We start from the raw sequence: 21,503 nt of genomic DNA on the forward strand, positions 1-21,503 counted from the left end.
CCTTGGTTAAAGCGTGTCCGACGCGGCCGCGCGCAACGTCCCGCCACCGTCGGCGACCGAGACCACGTTCAGTTCCAGCAGGTCGTCGAAGGCCGCGTCGGCGGCGAGTTCGCGCACCTGCACCTGATAGCGCGGTGTCGTCCGGTAGGTCCCGCCCTGTTCCCCGCTGACCTGGACGAGGAAGCCCTGATCGGCGAGGAAGCGCAGGGCGCGCGCGACCATGCCGCGCGTGGTGTCCGACGCAAGCCTGCCGTCCTTGGTGGCCGCCGCCGCCGGGCGCCGGGCGTAGGCGCGCCAGGCCTGTTCGAGTTCGGGCGCGTCGGCCAGCGGGTCGTTGTTCGCCTCCGCCTCCGCCGCGCGCTCGTCGAGGATCCGGCAGGCCTCGCGCACCATCGCGTCCACCTGCTCGACGCTGACGCGGCCGATGTAGGTGTCGTTCGCGAGATCGTCCGGGCGCGGGTAGCCGAGCGCGGCGGTGGCGAGGTGGACGAGCCCGTGCAGGACCTTCTCGGTCTCCCGGCGCTCGCGGATCTTGCTCTGCCGCGCGTAGCTGTCCATCTTGATCTCGAAGACGGACTCGTCGGTCGCCGCCAGCACGGCACCGGCCTGGAGGTTGACCTCCAGCACCATCAGCCCGAGCCCGGCCGCGACCGCGTGCGTGAGCTGTTTGAACGCCCTGTCCTCGCCGTAGCGCCGGACGAGGTCGCCGTACACGACGTCCCGCGACGGGAGCTGCTTCGGGCGCATGCCGAAGGAAACCAGCCTGGCCGCGGATTCGACGTCCCCGGTTGTCGTCACGCGACCTCCTCCTCTTCCTCGTGGCGATCGACCGTGGCCGACGAAAGCAGCAGATCCGCCCCGCCGAACTCCGGGTCTTCGAGCAGCGTGCCGTCGTCGACGGCCAGCAGCACCTGGCGCTCCCCCTGCCGGAGCGCCGCGCCGACCTCGGGACTGTAGGCGTGCACCGCCCGCAGGGCGACCAGGGCCGGCAGCCCGGGGTCGATCCGGCGGGCCTCTTCGAGCAGCCCGGACAGCCGCCGCGGCACCTCCGGCAGGTCGAGCAGGTCGTCGGCGAGGCGCCACTGCTCGTCGCCGAACCTGTCGGTGACCTCGGCGGGCATGAGTTCGGGTTCGGGGATCTCGCCGACGAGCTGATCGCGTTCGGGGGCGGGCCGCAGCAGCAGCGACACCAGCGACGACAGCGACGGCACGGTCGGCGGCGAGATCCCGGCGCCGGCGTGGAAGAACGATTCGGCGGGCGCGACGGCTTCGGCGATCGGGAGGCCCAGCGTCGGCATCAGGAGCTGGCCGAACAGGTCGATCGTCGCGCGCTGCGGCGGCCCGGAGAACTGCTGGCGGTCCTGTTCGGCGCGGAACACCGCGCCCGCGTCGGCCAGCCGTGACTGGAGCCGCGTGTGGCGGCGGATGCAGTCGCTGACGATGTCGACGAGTTCGGCCGCGCGGCGTTTGCGGTCGAGGTCCTCGGTCTCGTCCCGCGACGCGGTGATGTTCTTGAGGATCGCGTTCTCGGCGCGGAACCGGGACTCGATATGGGAAAGCGCCTGGTCCAGCAGGTCCGGGACCTCGCGCTCCCAGTCGACCGCGCGCACGTCACGGCGGGTGGCGTCGAGTTTGGCGCGCAGGGTCTCGCCGTACTGGACCGTGCGGTAGCGGGCCTGCTCGGCCGCGAGCTTCGCGTCGGCGAGGCGGCCGCGGTTGATCAGGTTCTCCAGTTTGACCTCGGCCGCGATCTGGGCGGACTCGACGTCGGTGTCCAGCGCGCCGACGAGCACGTTGATCGCCTCGTCGGTGGCGCGCAGGTAGACCTCGCCGTCGGGCGCGGCCAGCTCGACGAGCAGTTTGAAGTCGAACTGGCGGCGCTGGTAGCCCCCGCCGGGGCCGATGGAGCCGTAGACGCGGCGGAACCCGCGATCGGTGGTGCCGACGTTGATCAGGTTGTCGAGGACCCACCGGGCGACCTTGGCGTGCTCGTCGGGCGTCCGGCCGGGCGCCTGGAGCGCCACGAACGGCAGCAGCCGCGCGATCACCTGGTCGTGGTCGGCGCCGGTGTCGAAGTCCATCGAGACGGTGACCTGGTCGATCGTGTGCAGGGCGATCTCGGCCATCTGGTAGATCGTGGCGTCCGCCCAGTCCAGCTTCGCCTTGCGCGCGTCGAGGTCGTGCAAGGGCGCTGTGCAGGCCAGCGCCTTGAGGCGGCGGGTCAGCCCCTCGTCGGCCAGCCCCATCCCGGTCAGCTCGTCGTCTCGCACAGCAGGCCAGGCTAGTCGCCGCCCCCGGCACCCCGCACGGGTGACCGGGGTGCCCGGCGCTCCGGGCGGCGGTAGCGTCTGGTCCATGCGTGAAATGAGCCGGGAAGAATGGTGGAAGTTCGCGAGCGAGGGCACGCGGACGGGCATGCTCGGCCTGGTCCGCGCCAACGGGGCGGCGATCGTGACGCCGGTGTGGTTCCTGCTGAACGAGGGGCCGGACGGTGACGAGCTGATCTTCACCACCGGCACGGACACCCTCAAGGGGAAGGCGCTGCGACGCGATCCGCGGCTTTCGCTGGCCGTCGACGACCAAAAGCCGCCGTACTCGTACGTGCAGTTCACCGCCGAAGCCGTGTTGCACAACGACCTCGACGAAATGCTCGAATGGGCGACCAGGCTCGGCGGGCGGTACATGGGCGAGGACAAGGCCGAGGCCTACGGCAAACGGAACGCCGTCCCGGAGGAGTCGTTGGTGCGGGCGCGGATCACGAAGGTGATCGCGCGGGCGGACATCGCCGGCTGACGCTTCCGTTCTCGCGTGGAGGCCCCCTTCCCTCAGCTGAGCCGAGGGAAGGGGCCTTCACGCGCGTCGGGTGGGGCTGCTGCTCCCGGCTGGGTGTGGTCGCCGGCTTGAGGGTGTCGCGAAAGCCACTTTCGGGACATGAGGCGTCCTGAAAGTGGCTTTCGCGACACCTGCGCTCGGTGCTCGGGCGAGCGACCGGACTCGACGTTGCGAAAGTGGCTTTCGCAACCTCGAAGGTTGCGAAAGTGGCTTTCGCAAACCCGCCGGCCNGCCACTTTCGGGACATGAGGCGTCCTGAAAGTGGCTTTCGCGACACCTGCGCTCGGTGCTCGGGCGAGCGACCGGACTCGACGTTGCGAAAGTGGCTTTCGCAACCTCGAAGGTTGCGAAAGTGGCTTTCGCAAACCCGCCGGCCCCGAAGCCTCCCACTGGCCGCGGCAGCTAACCCCTCGCGTTTAGTCCTCTGGATGCGGTCCTTGCACACGCAAGTACCGCATCCAGAGGACTAATTGCCTTCGGGGTGTGACTCTCCGTGTTGATGTTGGTCAAGTATTGACACGAAGCACCCTCTGGTGTGTGATCTGAACCATAGATAGGAAAGTTTCCTAACTAAAACTCCCCGTTCCCCGCCGGGCTCGCCCGGTCCGCCGTTGCACCTCCCGAACCCCCGACTTCACGCATGGAGGCTCCAGTGGCACCCCGACCACCGTGGCGCGCGCTGCTCACGTGTGCCGCCGCGACGACGATGACCTTCGCCGCCCTGCCGGTCCTTCCCGCCGGCGCGGCACCGACCGATCACGAATCCGAAGCCGCGACGATCTCCCAAGGCGCCGTCGAGAAGAACCACGCGGGCTATTCCGGCACCGGGTTCGTGAACTTCGACAACGTCGCCGGCAGCTATGTCGAGTACACGGTGAACGCCGCCCAGGCCGGAACCCAGACGCTGACCTTCCGCTACGCCAACGGAACCACGATCGACCGGCCGGTATCCCTCAGCGTCAACGGCACCGCCGCCGGGACACTGTCCTTCCCCGGCACCGGGGCGTGGGCCACCTGGAAGACCGTCACCAAGGACGTCACCCTGGCCGCGGGGGCCAACAAGATCCGCACCACCGCGACGACCGCGAACGGCGGGCCCAACGCGGACAAGCTCACCGCGAGCGGGGTGCTCGACGCCGAAGCGCCGACCCCGCCGAAGAACCTGGCCGCCAAGGACATCAAGGCCCGCAGCGCCACCTTCACCTGGGAGGCCGCGACCGACAACGTCGGTGTGGTCCGCTACGACGTCATGCGCGGCGGCAACGTCCTCAAGAGCGTCGACGGGAACACGCTCACCACGACCGTCGACGATCTGCAGCCGAACACGGCCTACGACATCTCGGTCGGCGCCTTCGACGCGGCCGGAAACCCTTCGCAGCAAAGCAATGTCGTCCAGTTCACGACGCCGCCCAGCGGCGACACCACGCCGCCGACGGTGCCGGGGAACCTCCGCTCGACGTCGGTGACGGCGAACAGCGTCTCCCTGGCGTGGAACGCTTCCACGGACAACAGCGGCACCATCGCCGGTTACGACGTGTACCAGGGCACCACGAAGGTCGCGACGACGCCTTCGCTCGAAGCGACGGTGACCGGCCTGACGGCGAACACGTCGTACACCTTCACGGTGAAGGCGCGCGACCTCGACGGCAACGCCTCGGCCGCGAGCAACGCGGTGACGGCGAAGACCAGCGGCGCCGCGGGCGGCGGGATTCCCGAGTACGACAAGGACATCACGAAGGCGGACCTCGCCTGGTCGGTCGACTTCCTGCCGGACGGCACGGCGCTGGCGACCGAACGGGACCGGTTCGAGATCCTGCGGATCACGCCGTCGGGTGAGAAGACCACGGTCGGCAAGGTGCCCGGCGCGGTCGGCACCAACGGCGAGGGCGGCTTGCTCGGCATCGCGATCTCGCCGAACTACGCCACCGATCACGCGATCTACCTGTACCACACGGCGTCCGGCGACAACCGGATCGTGAAGATGACCTACGAGAACGGGAAGCTGTCTTCGTCCTCGACGCCGGTGCTCACCGGGATCGCCAAGAACCGTTACCACAACGGCGGAAGGCTGCGCTTCGGCCCGGACGGCAAGCTGTACGCCACCGTCGGCGACGGGCAGAACAAGGACACCGCGCAGAACAAGGGCTCGCTCAACGGGAAGATCCTGCGGGTCAACCCCGACGGATCGGCGCCGGGCGACAACCCGTTCTTCTCCACCGGCGGCAACGCCCGCTACGTGTGGAGCTTCGGGCACCGCAACCCGCAGGGCCTGGCGTGGGACTCCCGCGGCCAGCTGTGGGCTTCGGAGTTCGGTGACGGCAAACTGGACGAGCTCAACCTGATCCAGAAGGGCGGCAACTTCGGCTGGCCCCAGTGCGAGGGCACCAGCGGAACCTGCGGTGGCACGGTCGCACCGAAGAAGACCTGGCCGACCAGTTCCGGCGGGCCGAGCGGGATCGAGATCGTCAACGACTGGATCTACGTCGCGGCCGTCACCAGCGAACAGCTCTTCGCCACGCAGATCAACGCGGCGGGCAACGGCGTCGGTTCGGTGCAGTCGCTGTTCTCCGGCCGCTGGGGCAGGCTCCGTTCGGTCACCAAGACCCCGGATGGCGGCCTGTGGGTCACCTCGACCAACGCGGACAAGAACGGCGGCACCCCGAGCGGGATCGACAACGTCGTGGTCCGGCTGAAGTTCCCCGGCGCCTCTCAGCCGGGGGCGTTCAAGCTGACCAGTTCCGCGTTCGCCGACAACGCGTCGATCCCGGACAAGTTCACCTGCGCCGGTGACGGCACCGCCGGCCAGGACACGTCCCCGCCGCTGGCGTGGGGCGCCGGGACCACCGGCGCCAAGGGATACGCGATCGTCTTCGCCGACGTGGCCAACAACGGCAACAAACTGCACTGGGCGATCTGGGACATCCCGGCGTCGGCGGCTTCACTACCCGAGGGACTGGGAGCGGGCTACACCGTCCCGAACCAGAACGGCGCCAAGCAGAAGGCCATGGGCAGCGGGGCGAACTCGCAGAAGTACTTCGGTCCCTGTCCCGGCGGCTCCAGCCATCCCTACACCTTCACGCTCTACGCGCTGAAGTCGGCGACGGTGCCGGGCTTGTCCTCGTCCTCGACGATGGCGCAGATCGAAACGGCGATCAAGAACGCGTCGACGGCCAACGTCACGCTACGCGGCAAATCCAGCGCCGCGTCCTGAGTCACGGCCGGGGTGTCCGGAGCGGCGCCGGGCACCCCGACCGTATCCAGTGTGAGCTGGAGGAAACCCACCCCGCCCGGGATCTCCCGGCGGGGTGGTTTTTCGTTCACCAGCCGAACAGGTTCCGCATGATCCGCGCGCAGCGCTCGGTCATCGCCGCGGCGTCCTGGTCCGGCTGGTCGATCCACCAGCTGATCAGCGAATCGACCACACCGGTCCACACCTGGGCGATCGCCTCGATGTCGCGATCGTCGTCCAGGCCCCGCGAGCGCATCAGCTGGGCGGCGCCGACCAGCGCGAACCCGTCGAGCCGGTAGCGGTAGTCGATCGCGACGCCGGCGATCTCACCCGTCGAGGGCACCGTCGGGTCGCGGAGCAGCTTCCAGGCGTACCGGTCGTTGTCGAACGTCTCGAAGATGGCCGAGAGCACCGCGAGCGGCATCCGTTCCGGCGGTTCGGCCTCCGCCGCCATCGTCTCGGCGACGCCTTCGGTCAGCCTGTCCCCCGCGCGGTGCAGGCAGGCGAGGTACAGCCCGTCCTTCGAGCCGAAGTACTGGTACAGCAAGGGTTTCGTGACGCCGACCCGGCGGGCGATCTCCACCATCGACGCCCCGGCGTACCCGTTCCTGCCGAACTCCTCCGTCCCGGCGCGCACGATCTGGGTCTCCCGCTCTTCGCGGGGCACCCCCTTCGTGCCGACGGCCCTTGCTTCTGTCACGGCGGTTATCTTACCCTGAGGTAAGTGACCCTTGGGTAAGTTACCTGATGGTCAGATAACGGGGTCGGACGAGGGAGAGGTGCGGTGGCGGATTTTCTTGCCCATCTGAGTGACCCGGTGCTGCTGGCGACACCGGTGTTCCTGCTGTTCGTCGCGATCGAGATCCTCGCGCTGCACGTGCTGGGCCACGACGACAACGTCATCGGTTACAGCGTCAAGGACACCCGCACGAGCATGTCCATGGGCGCGGTGGCGGTGGTGCTCAACGGCGTCTTCCGCATCGTCATGCTGTTCGTGTTCGCCGCGCTCTACGAGCTCGCGCCGGTGAAGTTCAGCCCGCACGACTGGTGGACCTGGGTCCTGATGCTGCTGGGCCAGGAGATCGTCTTCTACGCCTACCACCGGGCGAGCCACCGCGTCCGGCTCATGTGGGCCGGCCACCAGGTGCACCATTCGAGCGAGCACTACAACTTCTCGACGGCGTTGCGGCAGAAGTGGACCCCGTACTTCCAGCTGCCGTTCTGGTCGATCCTCGCGCTGGCGGGCATCCCGCCGTGGATGATCCTCACCGGACTGTCGATCGACCTCGTGTACCAGTTCTTCGTGCACACCGAGAAGATCCGGAAGCTGCCGCGCTGGTTCGAGTACGTGTTCAACACGCCTTCACACCATCGTGTGCACCACGGCAGCGATCAGGAGTACCTGGACGCGAACTACGGCGGCATCCTCATCATCTGGGACCGGATGTTCGGCAGTTTCGTGCCGGAGGGCAAGCGCCCGACCTACGGGCTGACCAAGAACGTCGGCTCCTACAACCTGCTCAAGGTCGGTTTCCACGAATACGGCTCGATCCTGCGCGACGTCCGCGCGGCCGGGTCGTGGCGGGACAAACTCGGCTACGTGTTCGGCCCGCCGGGCTGGCAGCCCAAGGAGGCGCTAAGCGCTCCTGCGCAAGGCGGGTGAGTTCTCCGGGCGGATCTCCGGCGGCAGGCTCTCAAGTGGCGGCCTTTGCGTGAGCGTCACGTCGGTGAGCACGAGTTCCCGCTCGACGGATTCCCCAGCGCCACGCCGGAATTGGGCGAGCGACGTCGCCGGGGGCGCCGCGGAGATCACCCGGCCGCCGCGTTCCAGCCGGTCCATCAGGGTCAGCATGATCTGCGCGGACATCCGGCCGAGTGCCTGCGTGCTCTGGTGGCGGTGCGTCCGGTGACCGAGGTCGACCTGCGCGAGCGCGTCGAGCCCGTGCAGTTCGAGCAGGTCGATCAGATGGCCGACCTCGACGCCGTAATGCGTGACGAACGGGATGCCTTCGAGCACTTCGCGCCGTCCCGCGTACTCGCCGGCGAGCGGCTGGACGAAACCGGCCAGCTCCGGCCAGTACATGTTGAGAAGGGGACGGGCGACGAGTTCGGTGACGCGGCCGCCGCCGTCGGGTTCGACGCCCGCCGTCCCGGCGAGCGGACGGTGGTAGAAGCCTTTGACATAGGCGATCCCGGGGTCGGTCAGCAGCGGTCCGAGCAGTCCGGTCACGTAGTCCGCGGTGAAGTCGCGGAGATCGCCGTCGACGAAGACGACGAGATCGCCGGTGGTCTCGGCGACGCCCTTCCAGAGCGCTTCTCCCTTGCCTGTCAGGCTTTCCAGCGCCGGGAACACCGAGTCCTGCGCGACGACATCCGCTCCGGCCGCCCTGGCGACCTCGGCTGTCGCGTCCGTGGAATGGCTGTCCACCACCAGGATTTCGTCCACCAGGGGAACCGTTCGACGAGTTCGCGCCGGATGGTGCCGACGATCGCGCCCACCGTCTCCTCCTCGTCGCGGGCCGGGATCACCACCGAAACCCGGGCCCCGCGTTTGGCGGCGACCAGTTCCGCCGCCCACCAGTCACCCGCCCGGCTGCTGCGCCGCGCGAGCCACGTGCCGACCTCCGCCGATACCCGCATGGCTTCACCCCTTCCGTCGAAGATCACCTCTCCGGCGATCTTCGATGGCGGCTGTTTCCATCGGTCGTCACCGCGGAAACCGCCGCGTTACGCCTGCCCGCCGCGGGTTAACGCCTGGGAGAGGACCTCGCCGGTGCGACGCTTCGCGAGGTAGAACGCCGCCTCGTGCGGTTTCGCCCCGTTGTCGACGGTGTAACCGCTGTCCAGGACACCGTCGGCGCCGGGGAACAGCCCGCTGAGATCCGGCCGCGCGGCGACGAGATCGTCCCGGTCGGCCAGGTTCACCCAGCGCGCTACGCCGGGCGGGACGGACGGCGGCTGCGGCCGGGTCCGTTCGTAGACCACCGTGCGCAGGCCCAGCGGCGAGCCGAGGGTGAGCAGCAGCGGCAGCGGACGGCCGTGCAGATGGGCGGCCTCGTAGGCGACGACCGAACCGAGCGAATGCCCGACGATCACCTCGGTCTCCGGTCCGACGAGCTCGGCGACGCGCTCCTGCACGCGTTCCCGGATCGTCTCGTCGGTGAGGTACAGCGTCACCTGTTTGAGCGCCTTGACCACCACGCGTTCGGCGAACGCCACCCCGAGCCTCGCGAACGGCTTCAGCCGCACCAGCGCGTTCAGCACCGGACGGGCCGCCGCGCGGACCCCTTGGGTCTCCCCCGCCGGACCACCGAGCAGGTCCAGTTCGGCCTTCGCCCGGTTCCGGTCCGCCTCGCGGGACGCCGACGAAGCCGCGTTCCGGAGCCATTCCACCGCCAGGGTCTCGGCGAGCGCCCACTCGTCCGCGGTGAGTTCGTCCGCGCCGCCCTGCTGGCCGTCCTTGCGGAACAGGTCACCGTAGAAGGCCATCCGCGCGTCACCGGGCCGGGCGTCGCGCCACACGGCGTCGGCCAGCGCGGAGTCACCGGCGAGGCGGACGCCGCCCGCCAGGCTGGGCAGCCATTCGGCCTCGAGGGTGTCCGCGGACTTCTGTTCCTGGGCGATGCCGTGCACCAGAACGATCCGAGCCATGTCGCACAGTATCGCGGGCCGCCCTTGCCGGTGACCGTCCGATGAGACAAAGTGATCTCCGTGGGAGAGCGGAGGTCGTTGGTGGTCGCGTCGCAATGCGACTCACTGAACCTTCTCTCCTTCCTCCCCGACGCGGGGCATCAGGTGTCGACGGCCCTGCTCGACCCCGAGATCGGCGGCTGCGTGCCCGCGCTCGGAGACGGCCGCGGCCTGCTCGTCGACCCGACCATGGTCGAGCTGGACGACGCGCTCGTGGAGGCCTTCGAGCGCGCGTCGGACGACGAGGCGACGCTCTTCCTTTCGCTCGTCGGCCACGGCGAGTACGCCGACGACGACTTCTACTTCCTCACCAAGGACACCGGCCTGCCGGTGGACAGCCGCCGGTCGTTCCTGTTCGCCCAGCGCATCAAGGAGCTGCTCGGCCGCTACTCGATGCTGGACGGTCTGGTGATCCTGCTCGACACCTGCCACGCCGGCATCGGGGCGAGGCAGGCGGGGCAACGCTGGCTGAGGATCGTCGGCGAAGCGGGTAAACGCTTCGACCTGCTCACCGCCTCGGACGACCGCGTCGCGGCCAACGGGTGCTTCAGCCGGTCGCTGGTCTCGGTACTGCGCTCGGGGCACACGGAGTTCGGCGAACGCGTCCGGTGCGCGGATCTCAAACGGGTGATCACCGGCCTGTGCCCGATGCAGACCGCTATCCACCTCGGTTTCGACGGCACCCGTGAGGTGGCCGACGCCGATCAAGGGCTGTGGCTCGCGCTGAACTCCTCCCCCGTCTGGCGGCGTTCCCCGCTGGCGGGCAACCCGGCCGCGCCCCTGATCGAACGGCTGACCGCGAACTATCAGCCGGATCCGAAACTCGGCGAGACCGTCGGGCGCCTGCTCACCGGCGCCCGGCTGGTCGCGATCACCGGTGAAGCCGGCGCGGGGAAGTCGACCATGCTGGCCGCGCTCGCCCGGCCGTCGGTGGCGGGATCCTATGTGCCGCCCGACTTCCTGCACGCCGTACTGTTCGCGGGCCGCGGTGACACGGCCGAGCGGCTCGCGCGGGAACTGGCCCGCCAGCTGCGGCGCACCGTGCCCGGTTTCGCCGAGGCCGAGCAGGCGCACCGCGCCGGGCTCGACGGTGCCGCCCGCAGCGGTGCGAGCGCCTTCGACCTGGCTTTGCTCGGTCCGCTTCGGACGCTCGCTCCACAGTGGACCGGAGCACCGGTGCGGATCGCGATCGACGGGCTCGACGACCTCGACCCCGACGTCCGGGACCGGCTGTGCGGGCTGGTCCGGAGCCTGTCGACGGAAGCGGGCTTGGAACCGGTGACGACGGTCGTGGCGACGCGGGAGCCGGCACTCCTGCCGCCCGCGGCGGAGGTCCCACTGGTACGGGCCGTCCCGTTCGAGCCGTTGACGCCGGACGGGCGGTGGGAGCCGAGCGTCGATCCTGTTCCGGCGGCGCGGGACCAGACGGACACCGGCGGCTGGGGCGGCCAGGACACCGGTTCACCCACCTCGCCGAGGATCACCCCGGCCACGCTGATCATCGACGTCCCCGGTCAGCCGCCCGCCCACCACGAGCTGTCCTTCGGGCTCACGACGCTCGGCCGCAGCAGGAGCGCCGCGATCCGGCTCGGGGACTCGCGGGTGTCCCGGCTGCACTGCAAGATCCGCTGGGACGGCACGAACGCGTGGCTGACCGACCTGGATTCCGCCAACGGCTCCTTCGTCAACGGACAGCGGGTGCCTGCCGCCACGCTGGCGCATGGTGACGTGCTCCGGCTCGGCGATTCGACGGTCACCTTCATCAGCGTCGCGCAGGCGGACGACGAGGAGGCCGGCGTCGAGCAGGGCACCGGCGCGGTGGCGTCGCCGCGGCCGGGACACGCGGTCCTGCTGGACCTGCTGACGCTGGCCGCCACCCGCGGGCCCATCCCGATCTCGATCCTCACCGCGGCGAGCGCGGCGGCGGGTGGCCCGGATCGGCGGGTCCACGTCCGCGACTTCCTGGCCGGGCTCGGTGACTCGGTCAGCCGGACGCGAGCGGGTCTCGCCGACGAAACCGTCCTGTGGACCTCCGACGCGCCCGCACTCTCCCCAGATACGGTGACCCGGCTCCACGCGCGGCTGGCGGCGGCGACCTCGGAGGTGGCACTCGTGACCGGAGACGACGAGCCGACGCCGGAACAGGGCTACGCGGCGGCCAACGAGGCCGAGCACTTCTGGCTCGCAGGACTCCACGAAGACGCTCTCGCCGCGTTGGAGCGCCGTGCGTCGCACATTCCCGTCGAGAACCGGGAACGCTGGGCGGCCTGGGCGCGGCGCGCGGAACGGGAACTCGGCGAGACCGACCGGATGACGTTGCGCTGCAAGGCACGGCACGCGACGTGGACCGGCAAGGCGGGCGACGCGGCCGCGGCACTCGCCCGGTTCGAAGAGCTGTTGCCGATCGCCACGGCCACTCTGTCGAGTGGCGACGAAGAGGTCTTGAGCATTCGCCACAACATCGGCTACCTCCTCATGGAACTCGGCCGCTTCGAAGAGTCCCGGGCGGCGTTCGAAGCCCTGGTCCGGGACGCCACCCACGCTCTCGGAGCCGATCATCGCGAGACGCTGCACGCCCGGCACCTGCTCGCGGTGGCGACGGGCAAGACCGGGAACGGGGAAGAGTCCCTCCGCCTCTCCCGGGAGCTGCTGCCGCAGGCGAAACGGGCACTGGGCGACGACGAGATCGTCAGCCACGTGCGGCACAACATCGCGTTCTGGAGCGCCGAAATCGAGCACCCCCCCCCCGTCGTTTCGGAGTATCGACGGCTCCTCGGCGAAGCGACGGGACGGCTGAATGAGCGGCATCCCGACGTCCTCGACCTCCGGTTCGGGCTCGCGCTCGCCCTGGCCAAGGCCGGCCAGGTCACCGAGGCGCTCTCGATCTGGGCCCTGCTGCTGGACGATTCCGTCGAGGTCCGCGGCGAACGGCACGACGAAACCCGGAAGATCCGCGAACAGCTCGGCTACTGGGGTGCGCGGGAGTGAGCGGTGAGCGCACTGCGGATCGCGCTCCTGACCTACCGCGGGAACCCGCGCAGCGGCGGTCAGGGTGTGTACGTCCGGCATCTGAGCCGCGAACTCGCCGCGCTGGGGCATCACGTCGAGGTGCTGTCCGGGCCTCCCTATCCGGAGGTGGATGAGGGCGTGCGGCTGACGAAGGTCCCCGGGCTCGACCTGTTCGCGGAGCCGAATCCCTTCCGGACACCGCGGCCGAAGGAACTGCGTGATCTGCCGTCGTGGGTGGAATTCCTCGGCATGCGGCGCGGCGGCTTCCCCGAACCCCTCGCGTTCTCCCTGCGTGCCGCGCGCCAGCTCGCGAAGCGCCGGGGCGAATTCGACCTCGTCCACGACAACCAGGGACTCGGCTACGGCATGCTCCACTGTGGACTGCCGACGATCGCCACCGTCCACCATCCGATCGCCGTGGACCGGGCGTTGAAGCTCGCCACCGTCACCGGACGCGACGCGGCACGTGTCGCGCGCTGGTACGGGTTCGTGGAAATGCAGCACCGCGTCGCGCGGCGGCTGCCGACGCTGACGGTGTCCCAGGCGTCCCGCGCGGCCATCGGCCGGGAAATGGGTGTGCCGGAGGACCGGATCCACGTCGTCCCGCTCGCCGCCGACAGCAGGGTCTTCCGGCCGCGCCCGGAGATTTCGCGGGTCCCGGGGCGCGTCGTGGCCACCGCCAGCGCCGACGAGCCGTTGAAGGGGCTCGAAAACCTCCTGGCGGCGTGGGAGCGGATCGAGGGCGAACTGGTGATCGTCGGCAAACCGAAACCCGACAGCCCGGCGGCGCGGGCACTCGCCCGGCTCGGTCCCGGCGCCGGCGTCCGGTTCGTCAGCGGGCTGACCGACGACGAACTCGCGCGGTTGCTGTGCTCCGCCGAAATCGCTTGTATACCTTCCCTGTTCGAGGGGTTCTCGCTTCCGGCCGCCGAGGCGATGGCCTGCGGGACACCGGTCGTCGCGACGACGGGCGGGGCGCTTCCCGAGGTCGTCGGCGACGCGGGGATCCTGGTGCCGCCGGGCGATGTCCCGGCGCTCGCGGAAGCGCTCACCAAGGTCCTCGGCGACGAACACCTGCGCGCCGACCTCGCGGCCCGCGGCCTGGAGACGGCCGGGGCGCTGAGCTGGCGGCGCACCGCCGAGGAGACCGCGGCGTACTACCGGCGGGTCCTCGGCCGGGAGCGTGCCGGATGCTGACCGTCGACTTCGACCGGTTCCCCGTCGGCCCCGGCGACCGCGTGCTCGATCTCGGCTGCGGGGACGGCCGCCACGCCTACGAGGCGTACAAACGCGGCGCGGACGTGGTCGCCGCCGATCTCGACGACATCGCGCTCAAACACGTGCGGGACATGTTCGCCAACCTGGCGGAGGCGGGCGAGGCCCCCGCCACCGCTTCGGCGCTGGCCGTCCGCGCGGACGCTCTCAAGCTCCCGTTCCCGAGCGGTTCGTTCACCCGGGTGATCGTGGCCGAGACGCTGGAGCACATCCACGCCGACCGGACGGTGCTCGCGGAGGCGAGCCGCGTCCTGGCGCCCGGTGGCAGGCTCGTGGCGACCGTGCCGCGCTGGTGGCCGGAGCGGATCTGCTGGCTGCTCTCGGACACGTATCACGAGGTCGAAGGCGGGCACATCCGGATCTACCGCCGCCGCGAACTGCTCGGCAAGCTCAGGGACGCGGGGCTGTCGACGACCGGCGGCCATCACGCGCACGCCCTGCACTCGCCGTACTGGTGGCTCAAATGCGCGGTCGGTCCCGACGAAGAGCACCGGCTCTGCGCGCTGTACCACCGGTTCCTGGTCTGGGACATCATGCGGAGCCCCCGGCCGGTGCGGTTCACCGAGTGGGCGCTGAATCCCGTGCTCGGCAAGAGCCTCGTCGTCTACGCGCGCAAACCGTGAAGGCCACCGCCGCCGGTATCGCGGCCGTGCAGCGGCCCGACGGCGGGATCCCTTGGGAAACCGGCGGGCACCTCGATCCGTGGAACCATCTCGAAGCAGCCATGGGACTGGACGTCGCCGGGTTCAGCACCGAGGCCGAAGCGGCGTACGACTGGCTCGTCCGGAACCAGCGTCCCGACGGATCCTGGGCTGCCCGGTACCGCGGCGGCGGAATCGACTTGTCCACTATGGACACGAACTTCACCGCCTACGTCGCGGTCGGGACCCGGCACCGTTTCCTGCTGACCGGGAATCGCGTCTGGCTGGACCGGATGTGGCCCGTCGTGGACAGGGCCGTCGACGCCGTCCTGCGGCGGCAGCAGCCGTCGGGCGCCATCCCCTGGCGCGACGACCCCGGAATCCGCCTGGTCACGGGATGCAGCAGTATCCACCACGCGCTGACGCAGGCACTGGCGCTCGCGTCCACGCTGGGGCTGGACCGTCCACATTGGCTGGACGCGGCGCACCGGCTGCGGACGGCCCTGGTCGGCGAGCCGCGGCTGTTCGCGCCGAAACCGCACGCGATGGATTGGTACTACCCGGTTCTGGGCTCCGTGGTGACCGGCGCCGACGCCTCGGCGCGGCTGGCGGCGGACTGGGACCGGTTCGTCGTACCCGGCCTGGGCGTGCGCTGCGTGCACCACGAACCGTGGGTCACCGGAGGGGAGACCGCCGAACTGGCGCTGACCCTCGCCGCCCGCGGCGACCGTGCCCGCGCGGCGGAACTCCTCGCGTGCCTCACCCGGCTCCGCCACGGCGACGGCTCGTACTGGACCGGCTATCAGTACGCGGACGAGGAATTCTGGCCGGACGAGCGCACCACGTGGACCTCGGGCGCCGTCCTCCTGGCGACCGCCGCACTCGACGGCGACCCGGCCACCTGCGAAGTCTTCGGCGAACACCGCGTTTAGTCCTCTGGATGCGGTCCTTGCGTGTGCAAGTACCGCATCCAGAGGACTAAACGCGTGCTACTCAGGCCTCGTCTTCCTCGAGCATGTCCGGGGTGACCGCGGATTCGGTGTCCGGAATGCCTTGTTCCTTCGCCTTCTTGTCGGCCATCGCCAGCAGGCGGCGGATCCGGCCGGCGACGGCGTCCTTCGTCATCTGCGGCTCCGACAGCTGGCCCAGCTCTTCGAGCGAGGCCTGCCGGTTCGACAGGCGCAGCTTGCCCGCGGCGAGCAGGTGCTCCGGCGCGGATTCGCCGAGGATGTCCAGCGCGCGCTCCACCCTGGCCGCCGCCGCGACGGCCGCGCGGGCCGAACGCCGCAGGTTCGCGTCGTCGAAGTTCGCGAGCCGATTCGCGGTGGCGCGCACCTCGCGGCGCATCCGCCGCTCTTCCCAGGCGAGCACGCTCGTGTGCGCGCCGAGCCGGGTGAGCAGCGCGCCGATGGCGTCACCGTCACGCACGACGACCCGGTCCGCGCCGCGGACCTCCCGCGACTTGGCCTGGATACCCATCCGCCGGGCGGCGCCGACGAGCGCCAGCGCGGCCTCGGGGCCGGGGCAGGTGACTTCGAGCGACGACGAGCGTCCGGGTTCGGTGAGCGAACCGTGTGCCAGGAACGCGCCGCGCCAGGCGGCTTCCGCGTCGGCGACACCGCCGGACACGACGGCGGCGGGGAGCCCGCGCACCGGACGGCCGCGCTGGTCGATCAGACCGGTCTGCCGGGCGAGCCCCTCGCCGTCCTTGACCACCCGAACGACGTACCGCGTGCCCTTGCGCAATCCGCTGGAGGAGATGACGTGGACGTCGGACTGGTGCCCGTACAGTTCGTGGATCTCCTTGCGCAGCCGCCTCGCCACCGAACCGGTGTCGAGTTCGGCCTCCACCACGACGCGGCCGGCCACGATGTGCAGCCCGCCCGCGAATCGCAGCATCGACGCGACCTCCGCGCGGCGCGGGCCGATCTTGGTGATCTCCAGCCGGCTCAGCTCGTCCTTCACGGCGGCGGTCATCGCCATCGCTGCCCCTCCATACCTTCAGCTCCTCCCCCGGTGAGACTCCAGAGCGTCTCGCATACAGCCCGCGAGCGCATCAGGATCATGCCGCCCCGTCACGACCGGGTCAGCCACCGCCCCCAGCAACGCCCGCGCGCCCAGTCTCCCGGCCGCGTCCCGCAACCGGGCTGGTGAGGGCACCGAGTCACGGTCCGCGATGACCGCGTCCACCCGCAATTCCGGGGCGTGTTCGAAGAGTACGTCCAAATGCTTCTCCGGGGAGAACCCCGCCGTCTCCCCCGGTTGGGGGATCAGGTTGAGGATCACGACCTTCGTGGCGTCCGTCCGGAGCAACGCGTCGTGCAGATCCGGCACCAGCAGATGGGGCAGCACACTGGTGAACCACGACCCCGGCCCGAGGAACACCACGTCCGCGCCGAGCACCGCCTCGATCGCCTCGGCGCAGCCGCGCGGCGGCCGATCGGCCTGGCCGGCCGGGTGAAGGCTGATTCGGTGCACCTGCCCCGGCGTCGTCGCCACCGCCACCTGACCGCGGATCCGCCGGAGCGCACCGGGATTCTCGGCGTCCAGCCCCGAAACCTCACCTTGGATCTCCAGCGGTTCGGGTGACATCGGCAGGACGCGGCCGGAGATGCCCATGAGCCTGCTCGCCTCGTCGAGCGCGGCGACCGGATCCCCGAGCACCTCGAACAATCCGGCCAGCAACAGGTTCCCGACCGCGTGCCCGGCGAGCGCGCCGTCACCGCCGAAGCGGTGCTGGAACACCTCCGCCCACAGGGTCCCGCCGTCTTCGGCGGCGAACGCGGCGAAGGCCTGCCGCAGGTCGCCCGGCGGCAGCAGCCCGAGTTCCCGGCGCAGCCTGCCGGACGAGCCCCCGTCGTCCGCGACGGTGACCACGGCGGTGACCTGCGAGGTCACCCGGCGCAACGCGGTGAGGGTGGCGTGCAGGCCGTGCCCGCCCCCCAGTGCGACCGCGCGCGGTTCACTCGCGGCCAAGGTCGCGGTGCACCACCTTCACGGCCATACCGTCCTCATTGGACAGACGCTGGGCGAGCTCCTCGGAAATGGCGACACTGCGGTGTTTCCCGCCGGTGCAGCCGACGGCCAGCGTCAGGTACCGCTTGCCCTCGCGCTTGTAGCCCGCGCCGATCAGGCGCAGCAGCTGGTGGTAGCGGTCGAGGAACTCGTCCGCGCCCTCCTGGCTGAGCACGTAGTTGCGGACCTCGCCTTCGAGACCCGTGTGGTCGCGCAGCTCCGGGATCCAGAACGGGTTCGGCAGGAAGCGGACGTCCATCACCAGGTCGGCGTCCATCGGGAGGCCGTACTTGTAGCCGAACGACAGCACGGTGACGCGGGTCTGCGTGCTCGCCTCGGAACCGAAGGCGTCCTCGATCTTGGCGCGCAGGTCGTGCACCGAAAGCGACGACGTGTCGAGCACGAGGTCGGCCTCTTCCCGCAGCGGCTCCAGGAGCGTGCGCTCGGCGGTGATGCCGTCGGCGAGCCTGCCGTCGCCCTGCATCGGGTGCCCGCGGCGGACGGCCTCGAACCGGCGCACCAGCACCGCGTCGGTGGCCTCCAGGAACAGGACGCGCGGCTTGTACCCGCGGGCGTCGAGGTCCTTGATGACCGACGCCAGGTCGTCGGTGAACGCGCGCGAGCGCACGTCCATCACCACGGCGACCTTGGTGATCGCGCCCCGCGCCTGCGCGCCGAGCTCGACCATGGTGGCGATCAGCTCGGGGGGCAGGTTGTCCACCACGAACCAGCCCAGATCCTCCAGGCATTTCGCGGCGGTGCTGCGGCCGGCGCCGGACAGACCGGAAACGACCGCGACCTCCATCCCCGAACCGCGGCCTTCTTCTTGCGCACTCACGATGGTCCCTTCACCGGTCACGTACTGGACTCCCCCGCCGTCTGCGGCTGCTCCCCTGCGAGTGCCGCGACGACCGCTTCGGCGGTGCGCCTGCCGAAGCCGGGCACCGCCTCGATCTCCTCTATCCGCGCTTCGCGGAGTTTCTTCACCGAGCCGAAATGCTTGATCAGCGCGGTACGGCGAGCCTGCCCCAGTCCGGGCACACCGTCCAATGCGGACACCTGCATCCGCTTGGACCGCTTCTCCCGGTGGTACCGGATGGCGAAGCGGTGCGCCTCGTCGCGCAGGCGCTGCAGCAGATACAGCGCGTCGGAGGTGCGCGGCAGGATCACCGGATCGGGATCGCCCGGCAGCCACACCTCTTCCAGCCGCTTCGCCAGGCCGACCACGGCGACGTCGGTGACGCCCAACTCGGACAGGACGTCCGCCGCGGCCGTGGCCTGCGGGCCCGCGCCGTCGACGACCAGCAGGTTCGGCGCGTACGCGAACTTGCGCGGCTTGCCGGTCTCCGGGTCGATGCCCGGGCGCTCCGGATCGACCTCGGCACCTTCGGCGTTTTCCTTGAGATAGCGGTAAAAGCGGCGCCGGACGACCTCGGCGATCGACGCGACGTCGCCTTCTTCCGCGGCCTCGCGCAAGGCGAAACGCCGGTACTCGGACTTGCGCGGGATCCCGTCCTCGAACACCACGAGCGAGGCCACCACGTCACTGCCCTGGATATGGCTGATGTCGACGCATTCGATGCGCAGCGGCGCGGTTTCCAGCGCCAGGTAGTCCTGCAGTTCCGCCAGCGCGGCCGAACGCGCCGTGAGATCGCCGGCGCGGCGCAGCTTGTGCTGGGTGAACGCCTCGCCGGCGTTGCGCGTCACCGTCTCCGCGAGAGCGCGCTTGTCCCCGCGCTGCGGCACCCGGAGGCTCACCCTCGACCCGCGCAGCCCGGAAAGCCATTCGCCGAGCGCTTCGGCGTCGGCGGGCAGCTCGGGGACGAGGACCTCGCGCGGCACCGGCGATCCGAGGTCGGGGTCGTCCGCGCGTTCGGCCTCCTCACCGTAGAACTGCGTGAGGAAGTGGTCGACGAGATCCTTGACGTCCATCTCCTCGGCCTTGTCGATCACCCAGCCGCGCTGGCCGCGGACCCGGCCGCCGCGCACGTGGAAGACCTGGACGGCGGCTTCGAGTTCGTCGTGGGCGAAGGCGACGACGTCCGCGTCGGTGCCGTCGCCGAGCACGACCGCCTGCTTCTCCATCGCGCGCCGCAACGCGCCGAGGTCGTCGCGCAGCCGGGCCGCGCGCTCGAACTCCAGCTCCTCGGACGCGGCCGCCATTTCCTGTTCCAGGCGGCGGATCAGCGCGTCGGTGCGGCCGGCGAGGAAGTCGCAGAAGTCCTCGACGATGGCGCGGTGTTCGTCGGCGGAAACCTTGCCGACGCACGGAGCGGAGCACTTGCCGATGTAACCGAGCAGGCAGGGCCTGCCGATCTGGCCGTGCCGTTTGAAGACGCCCGCCGAGCAGGTGCGCGCCGGGAAGACCCGGAGCAGCAGGTCGAGCGTTTCGCGGATGGCCCAGGCGTGCGCGTACGGACCGAAGTACCGCACGCCCTTCTTGCGCGCGCCGCGGTAGACGTGCAGGCGCGGGAACTCCTCGTTCATCGTGACGGCGAGGACCGGATAGCTCTTGTCGTCGCGGTACCGGACGTTGAACCGCGGGTCGAACTCCTTGATCCAGTTGTACTCCAGCTGGAGCGCCTCGACCTCGGTGCTCACCACGGTCCATTCGACGCTCGCCGCCGTCGTCACCATCTGGCGCGTGCGCGGGTGCAAGCCGGTGAGATCCGCGAAGTACGAGTTCAGCCTGCTGCGGAGGCTTTTCGCCTTGCCGACGTAGATGACCCTCTTCGTGGCGTCACGGAATTTGTACACGCCAGGGGCGTCCGGGATGCTCCCCGGCGAGGGACGGTAGGTGGTCGGGTCAGCCACGCCGCCAAGCCTATGGGGCACCACCGACAGTCTTGCGAGCCCCCATGCTCTAGCCCTCGTTCGAGTGGCGCCTACCACGATGCGGTCCGTATTTCATTACGTATACCGACCTAAGTCGGGTCTTCAGCCGGATCCGACGTTCGTTGGTTCCTAGCGGGTGAACCGGGTGATTACTTTCCGTCCCAGTTCCACTTCACTCGGTTCTTCGTCAGATGACGCTCGAAAGGACTCCTGCACCGTGAGCCGTCTTCGTACGCTGGGCGCCGCCACCCTCGCCGCCGCAGCCCTCACCATGACCGCCGGCGCGGTCGCCTCCGCGGGCACCCCCACCGGTGTCCAGCCCAACATCGTGGGCGGCGGCACCGCCCCCACCGTGAGCTGGGGCGCCCAGGTCTACGTCAACACCCCGGGCCGTCAGTGGGACGGCTTCAACTGCTCCGGCAGCGTCATCGCCCAGCGCTGGGTGCTGACCGCCAAGCACTGCCTCGACTCCGACGGCAGCGGCATGCGGGTCCGCGTCGGCAGCAACCAGCTCCAGGGCGGGCGTGAGATCGCCGTCGACCGCAAGGTGTCCTCGCCGAACGGCGCCGACATCTCGCTGCTGCACCTGGCCTCCGACGCCGGTGTCACGCCGATCAGCCTGGCCGGCTCGAACCCGCCGGTCGGCAGCACCAACCAGCTCTACGGCTGGGGCCGCGAGACCCCGACCGGCCCGCCCGCCTCGGCGCTGAAGGTGGCCGACGTCCGCGTCACCGGCAGCTCGCGCGACGCCTACGGCGGCCCGGCCATCCAGAGCGTCGGCATCAACGGCTCGGCGTGGAAGGGCGACTCGGGCGGCCCCCAGGTCTACAACGGCGTCCAGGTCGGTGTCGCTTCGACCGTGCAGAACCAGAGCGGCTCGAACATCCGCGGCACCAACAACTACGGCAGCGTCGCTTCGGCCCGCTCCTGGATCCGCTCGACCACCGGGGTCTGACCTCCACCCCGGCCGGGGCCCC

The 21,503-nt window shown here is 70.2% G+C and carries 16 protein-coding genes and 1 pseudogene; 8 read left to right on the forward strand and 9 right to left on the reverse strand.

What is annotated here, in order from left to right; genetic code table 11:
* Positions 1-6 precede the first annotated feature (6 nt).
* Positions 7-747, reverse strand: a complete 741-nt coding sequence (locus tag ACXIZN_RS18485) for a hypothetical protein (RefSeq protein WP_457960550.1) — start codon at positions 745-747, stop codon at positions 7-9.
* A gap of 47 nt (positions 748-794) precedes the next feature.
* Positions 795-2,246: a hypothetical protein gene (locus tag ACXIZN_RS18490; protein WP_126731938.1), complete on the reverse strand. Its 1,452-nt coding sequence runs from the start codon at positions 2,244-2,246 to the stop codon at positions 795-797.
* 109 nt (positions 2,247-2,355) lie between these two features.
* Between ACXIZN_RS18490 and ACXIZN_RS18495 the strand changes: the two genes are divergently transcribed.
* Positions 2,356-2,793 carry a PPOX class F420-dependent oxidoreductase gene (locus ACXIZN_RS18495; RefSeq protein ID WP_257487728.1) on the forward strand — a complete coding sequence of 146 codons (438 nt, stop codon included), beginning with the start codon at positions 2,356-2,358 and terminating at the stop codon, positions 2,791-2,793.
* Positions 2,794-3,538: 745 nt separating this feature from the next.
* Positions 3,539-6,043, forward strand: coding sequence for a PQQ-dependent sugar dehydrogenase (locus tag ACXIZN_RS18500; RefSeq protein ID WP_457960551.1), 2,505 nt, complete (start codon positions 3,539-3,541; stop codon positions 6,041-6,043).
* 106 nt (positions 6,044-6,149) lie between these two features.
* Here the strand turns inward: ACXIZN_RS18500 and ACXIZN_RS18505 are convergent, their stop codons facing one another.
* The gene (locus ACXIZN_RS18505; RefSeq protein WP_457955882.1) at positions 6,150-6,761 is read right to left on the reverse strand and encodes a TetR/AcrR family transcriptional regulator; all 612 of its coding nucleotides are present in this window, start codon (positions 6,759-6,761) and stop codon (positions 6,150-6,152) included.
* Between the two features lie 84 nt (positions 6,762-6,845).
* Here ACXIZN_RS18505 and ACXIZN_RS18510 point away from each other — a divergent pair, with 84 nt between their 5' ends.
* Positions 6,846-7,724, forward strand: a complete 879-nt coding sequence (locus ACXIZN_RS18510; RefSeq protein WP_457955883.1) for a sterol desaturase family protein — start codon at positions 6,846-6,848, stop codon at positions 7,722-7,724.
* Here ACXIZN_RS18510 and ACXIZN_RS18515 read toward each other — a convergent pair.
* Both ACXIZN_RS18515 and ACXIZN_RS18520 read right to left on the reverse strand, forming a co-directional pair.
* Positions 7,698-8,701: pseudogene (locus ACXIZN_RS18515) on the reverse strand (glucosyl-3-phosphoglycerate synthase). The gene ACXIZN_RS18510 and the pseudogene ACXIZN_RS18515 sit on opposite strands and share 27 nt — an antisense overlap.
* An 87-nt stretch (positions 8,702-8,788) precedes the next feature.
* On the reverse strand, positions 8,789-9,712 hold the full coding sequence (locus ACXIZN_RS18520) for a hypothetical protein (RefSeq protein WP_457955885.1): 924 nt from the start codon (positions 9,710-9,712) through the stop codon (positions 8,789-8,791).
* A gap of 78 nt (positions 9,713-9,790) precedes the next feature.
* On the opposite strand from ACXIZN_RS18520, the gene ACXIZN_RS18525 reads away from it, so the two are divergent.
* From ACXIZN_RS18525 to ACXIZN_RS18540, 4 genes are read left to right on the forward strand one after another with little or no spacing between them, the layout of a single operon-like run.
* Entirely contained in the window at positions 9,791-12,739 is a 2,949-nt protein-coding gene (locus tag ACXIZN_RS18525) for an FHA domain-containing protein (RefSeq protein ID WP_457960552.1), read from the forward strand.
* A gap of 3 nt (positions 12,740-12,742) precedes the next feature.
* Positions 12,743-13,957: a glycosyltransferase family 4 protein gene (locus tag ACXIZN_RS18530; protein ID WP_457955886.1), complete on the forward strand. Its 1,215-nt coding sequence runs from the start codon at positions 12,743-12,745 to the stop codon at positions 13,955-13,957.
* Positions 13,951-14,658 (forward strand): methyltransferase domain-containing protein, encoded by a 708-nt coding sequence (locus ACXIZN_RS18535; RefSeq protein ID WP_457955888.1) that lies wholly within the window; start codon positions 13,951-13,953, stop codon positions 14,656-14,658. The genes ACXIZN_RS18530 and ACXIZN_RS18535 overlap by 7 nt, the downstream gene beginning before the upstream one ends.
* Positions 14,655-15,608 carry a prenyltransferase/squalene oxidase repeat-containing protein gene (locus ACXIZN_RS18540; protein WP_457955889.1) on the forward strand — a complete coding sequence of 318 codons (954 nt, stop codon included), beginning with the start codon at positions 14,655-14,657 and terminating at the stop codon, positions 15,606-15,608. Before ACXIZN_RS18535 ends, ACXIZN_RS18540 begins: the two co-directional genes overlap by 4 nt.
* 61 nt (positions 15,609-15,669) lie before the next feature.
* On the opposite strand, the gene whiA is transcribed toward ACXIZN_RS18540, so the two are convergent.
* Genes whiA through uvrC form a run of 4 tightly spaced genes read right to left on the reverse strand, consistent with a single transcriptional unit; the run spans position 15,670 to position 20,505 of the window.
* Positions 15,670-16,659 carry a DNA-binding protein WhiA gene (gene whiA / locus ACXIZN_RS18545; RefSeq protein ID WP_457955890.1) on the reverse strand — a complete coding sequence of 330 codons (990 nt, stop codon included), beginning with the start codon at positions 16,657-16,659 and terminating at the stop codon, positions 15,670-15,672.
* Positions 16,660-16,677: 18 nt separating this feature from the next.
* On the reverse strand, positions 16,678-17,652 hold the full coding sequence (locus ACXIZN_RS18550; protein ID WP_126731751.1) for a gluconeogenesis factor YvcK family protein: 975 nt from the start codon (positions 17,650-17,652) through the stop codon (positions 16,678-16,680).
* On the reverse strand, positions 17,639-18,496 hold the full coding sequence (gene rapZ / locus ACXIZN_RS18555) for an RNase adapter RapZ (protein ID WP_034311885.1): 858 nt from the start codon (positions 18,494-18,496) through the stop codon (positions 17,639-17,641). The genes ACXIZN_RS18550 and rapZ overlap by 14 nt, the downstream gene beginning before the upstream one ends.
* Before the next feature lie 50 nt (positions 18,497-18,546).
* Positions 18,547-20,505, reverse strand: a complete 1,959-nt coding sequence (gene uvrC / locus ACXIZN_RS18560) for an excinuclease ABC subunit UvrC (RefSeq protein ID WP_192745245.1) — start codon at positions 20,503-20,505, stop codon at positions 18,547-18,549.
* 238 nt (positions 20,506-20,743) lie between these two features.
* Here uvrC and ACXIZN_RS18565 point away from each other — a divergent pair, with 238 nt between their 5' ends.
* The gene (locus ACXIZN_RS18565) at positions 20,744-21,481 is read left to right on the forward strand and encodes a S1 family peptidase (protein ID WP_192745246.1); all 738 of its coding nucleotides are present in this window, start codon (positions 20,744-20,746) and stop codon (positions 21,479-21,481) included.
* Positions 21,482-21,503: the final 22 nt, after the last annotated feature.

The organism is Amycolatopsis sp. TRM77291 (genome assembly GCF_054166285.1).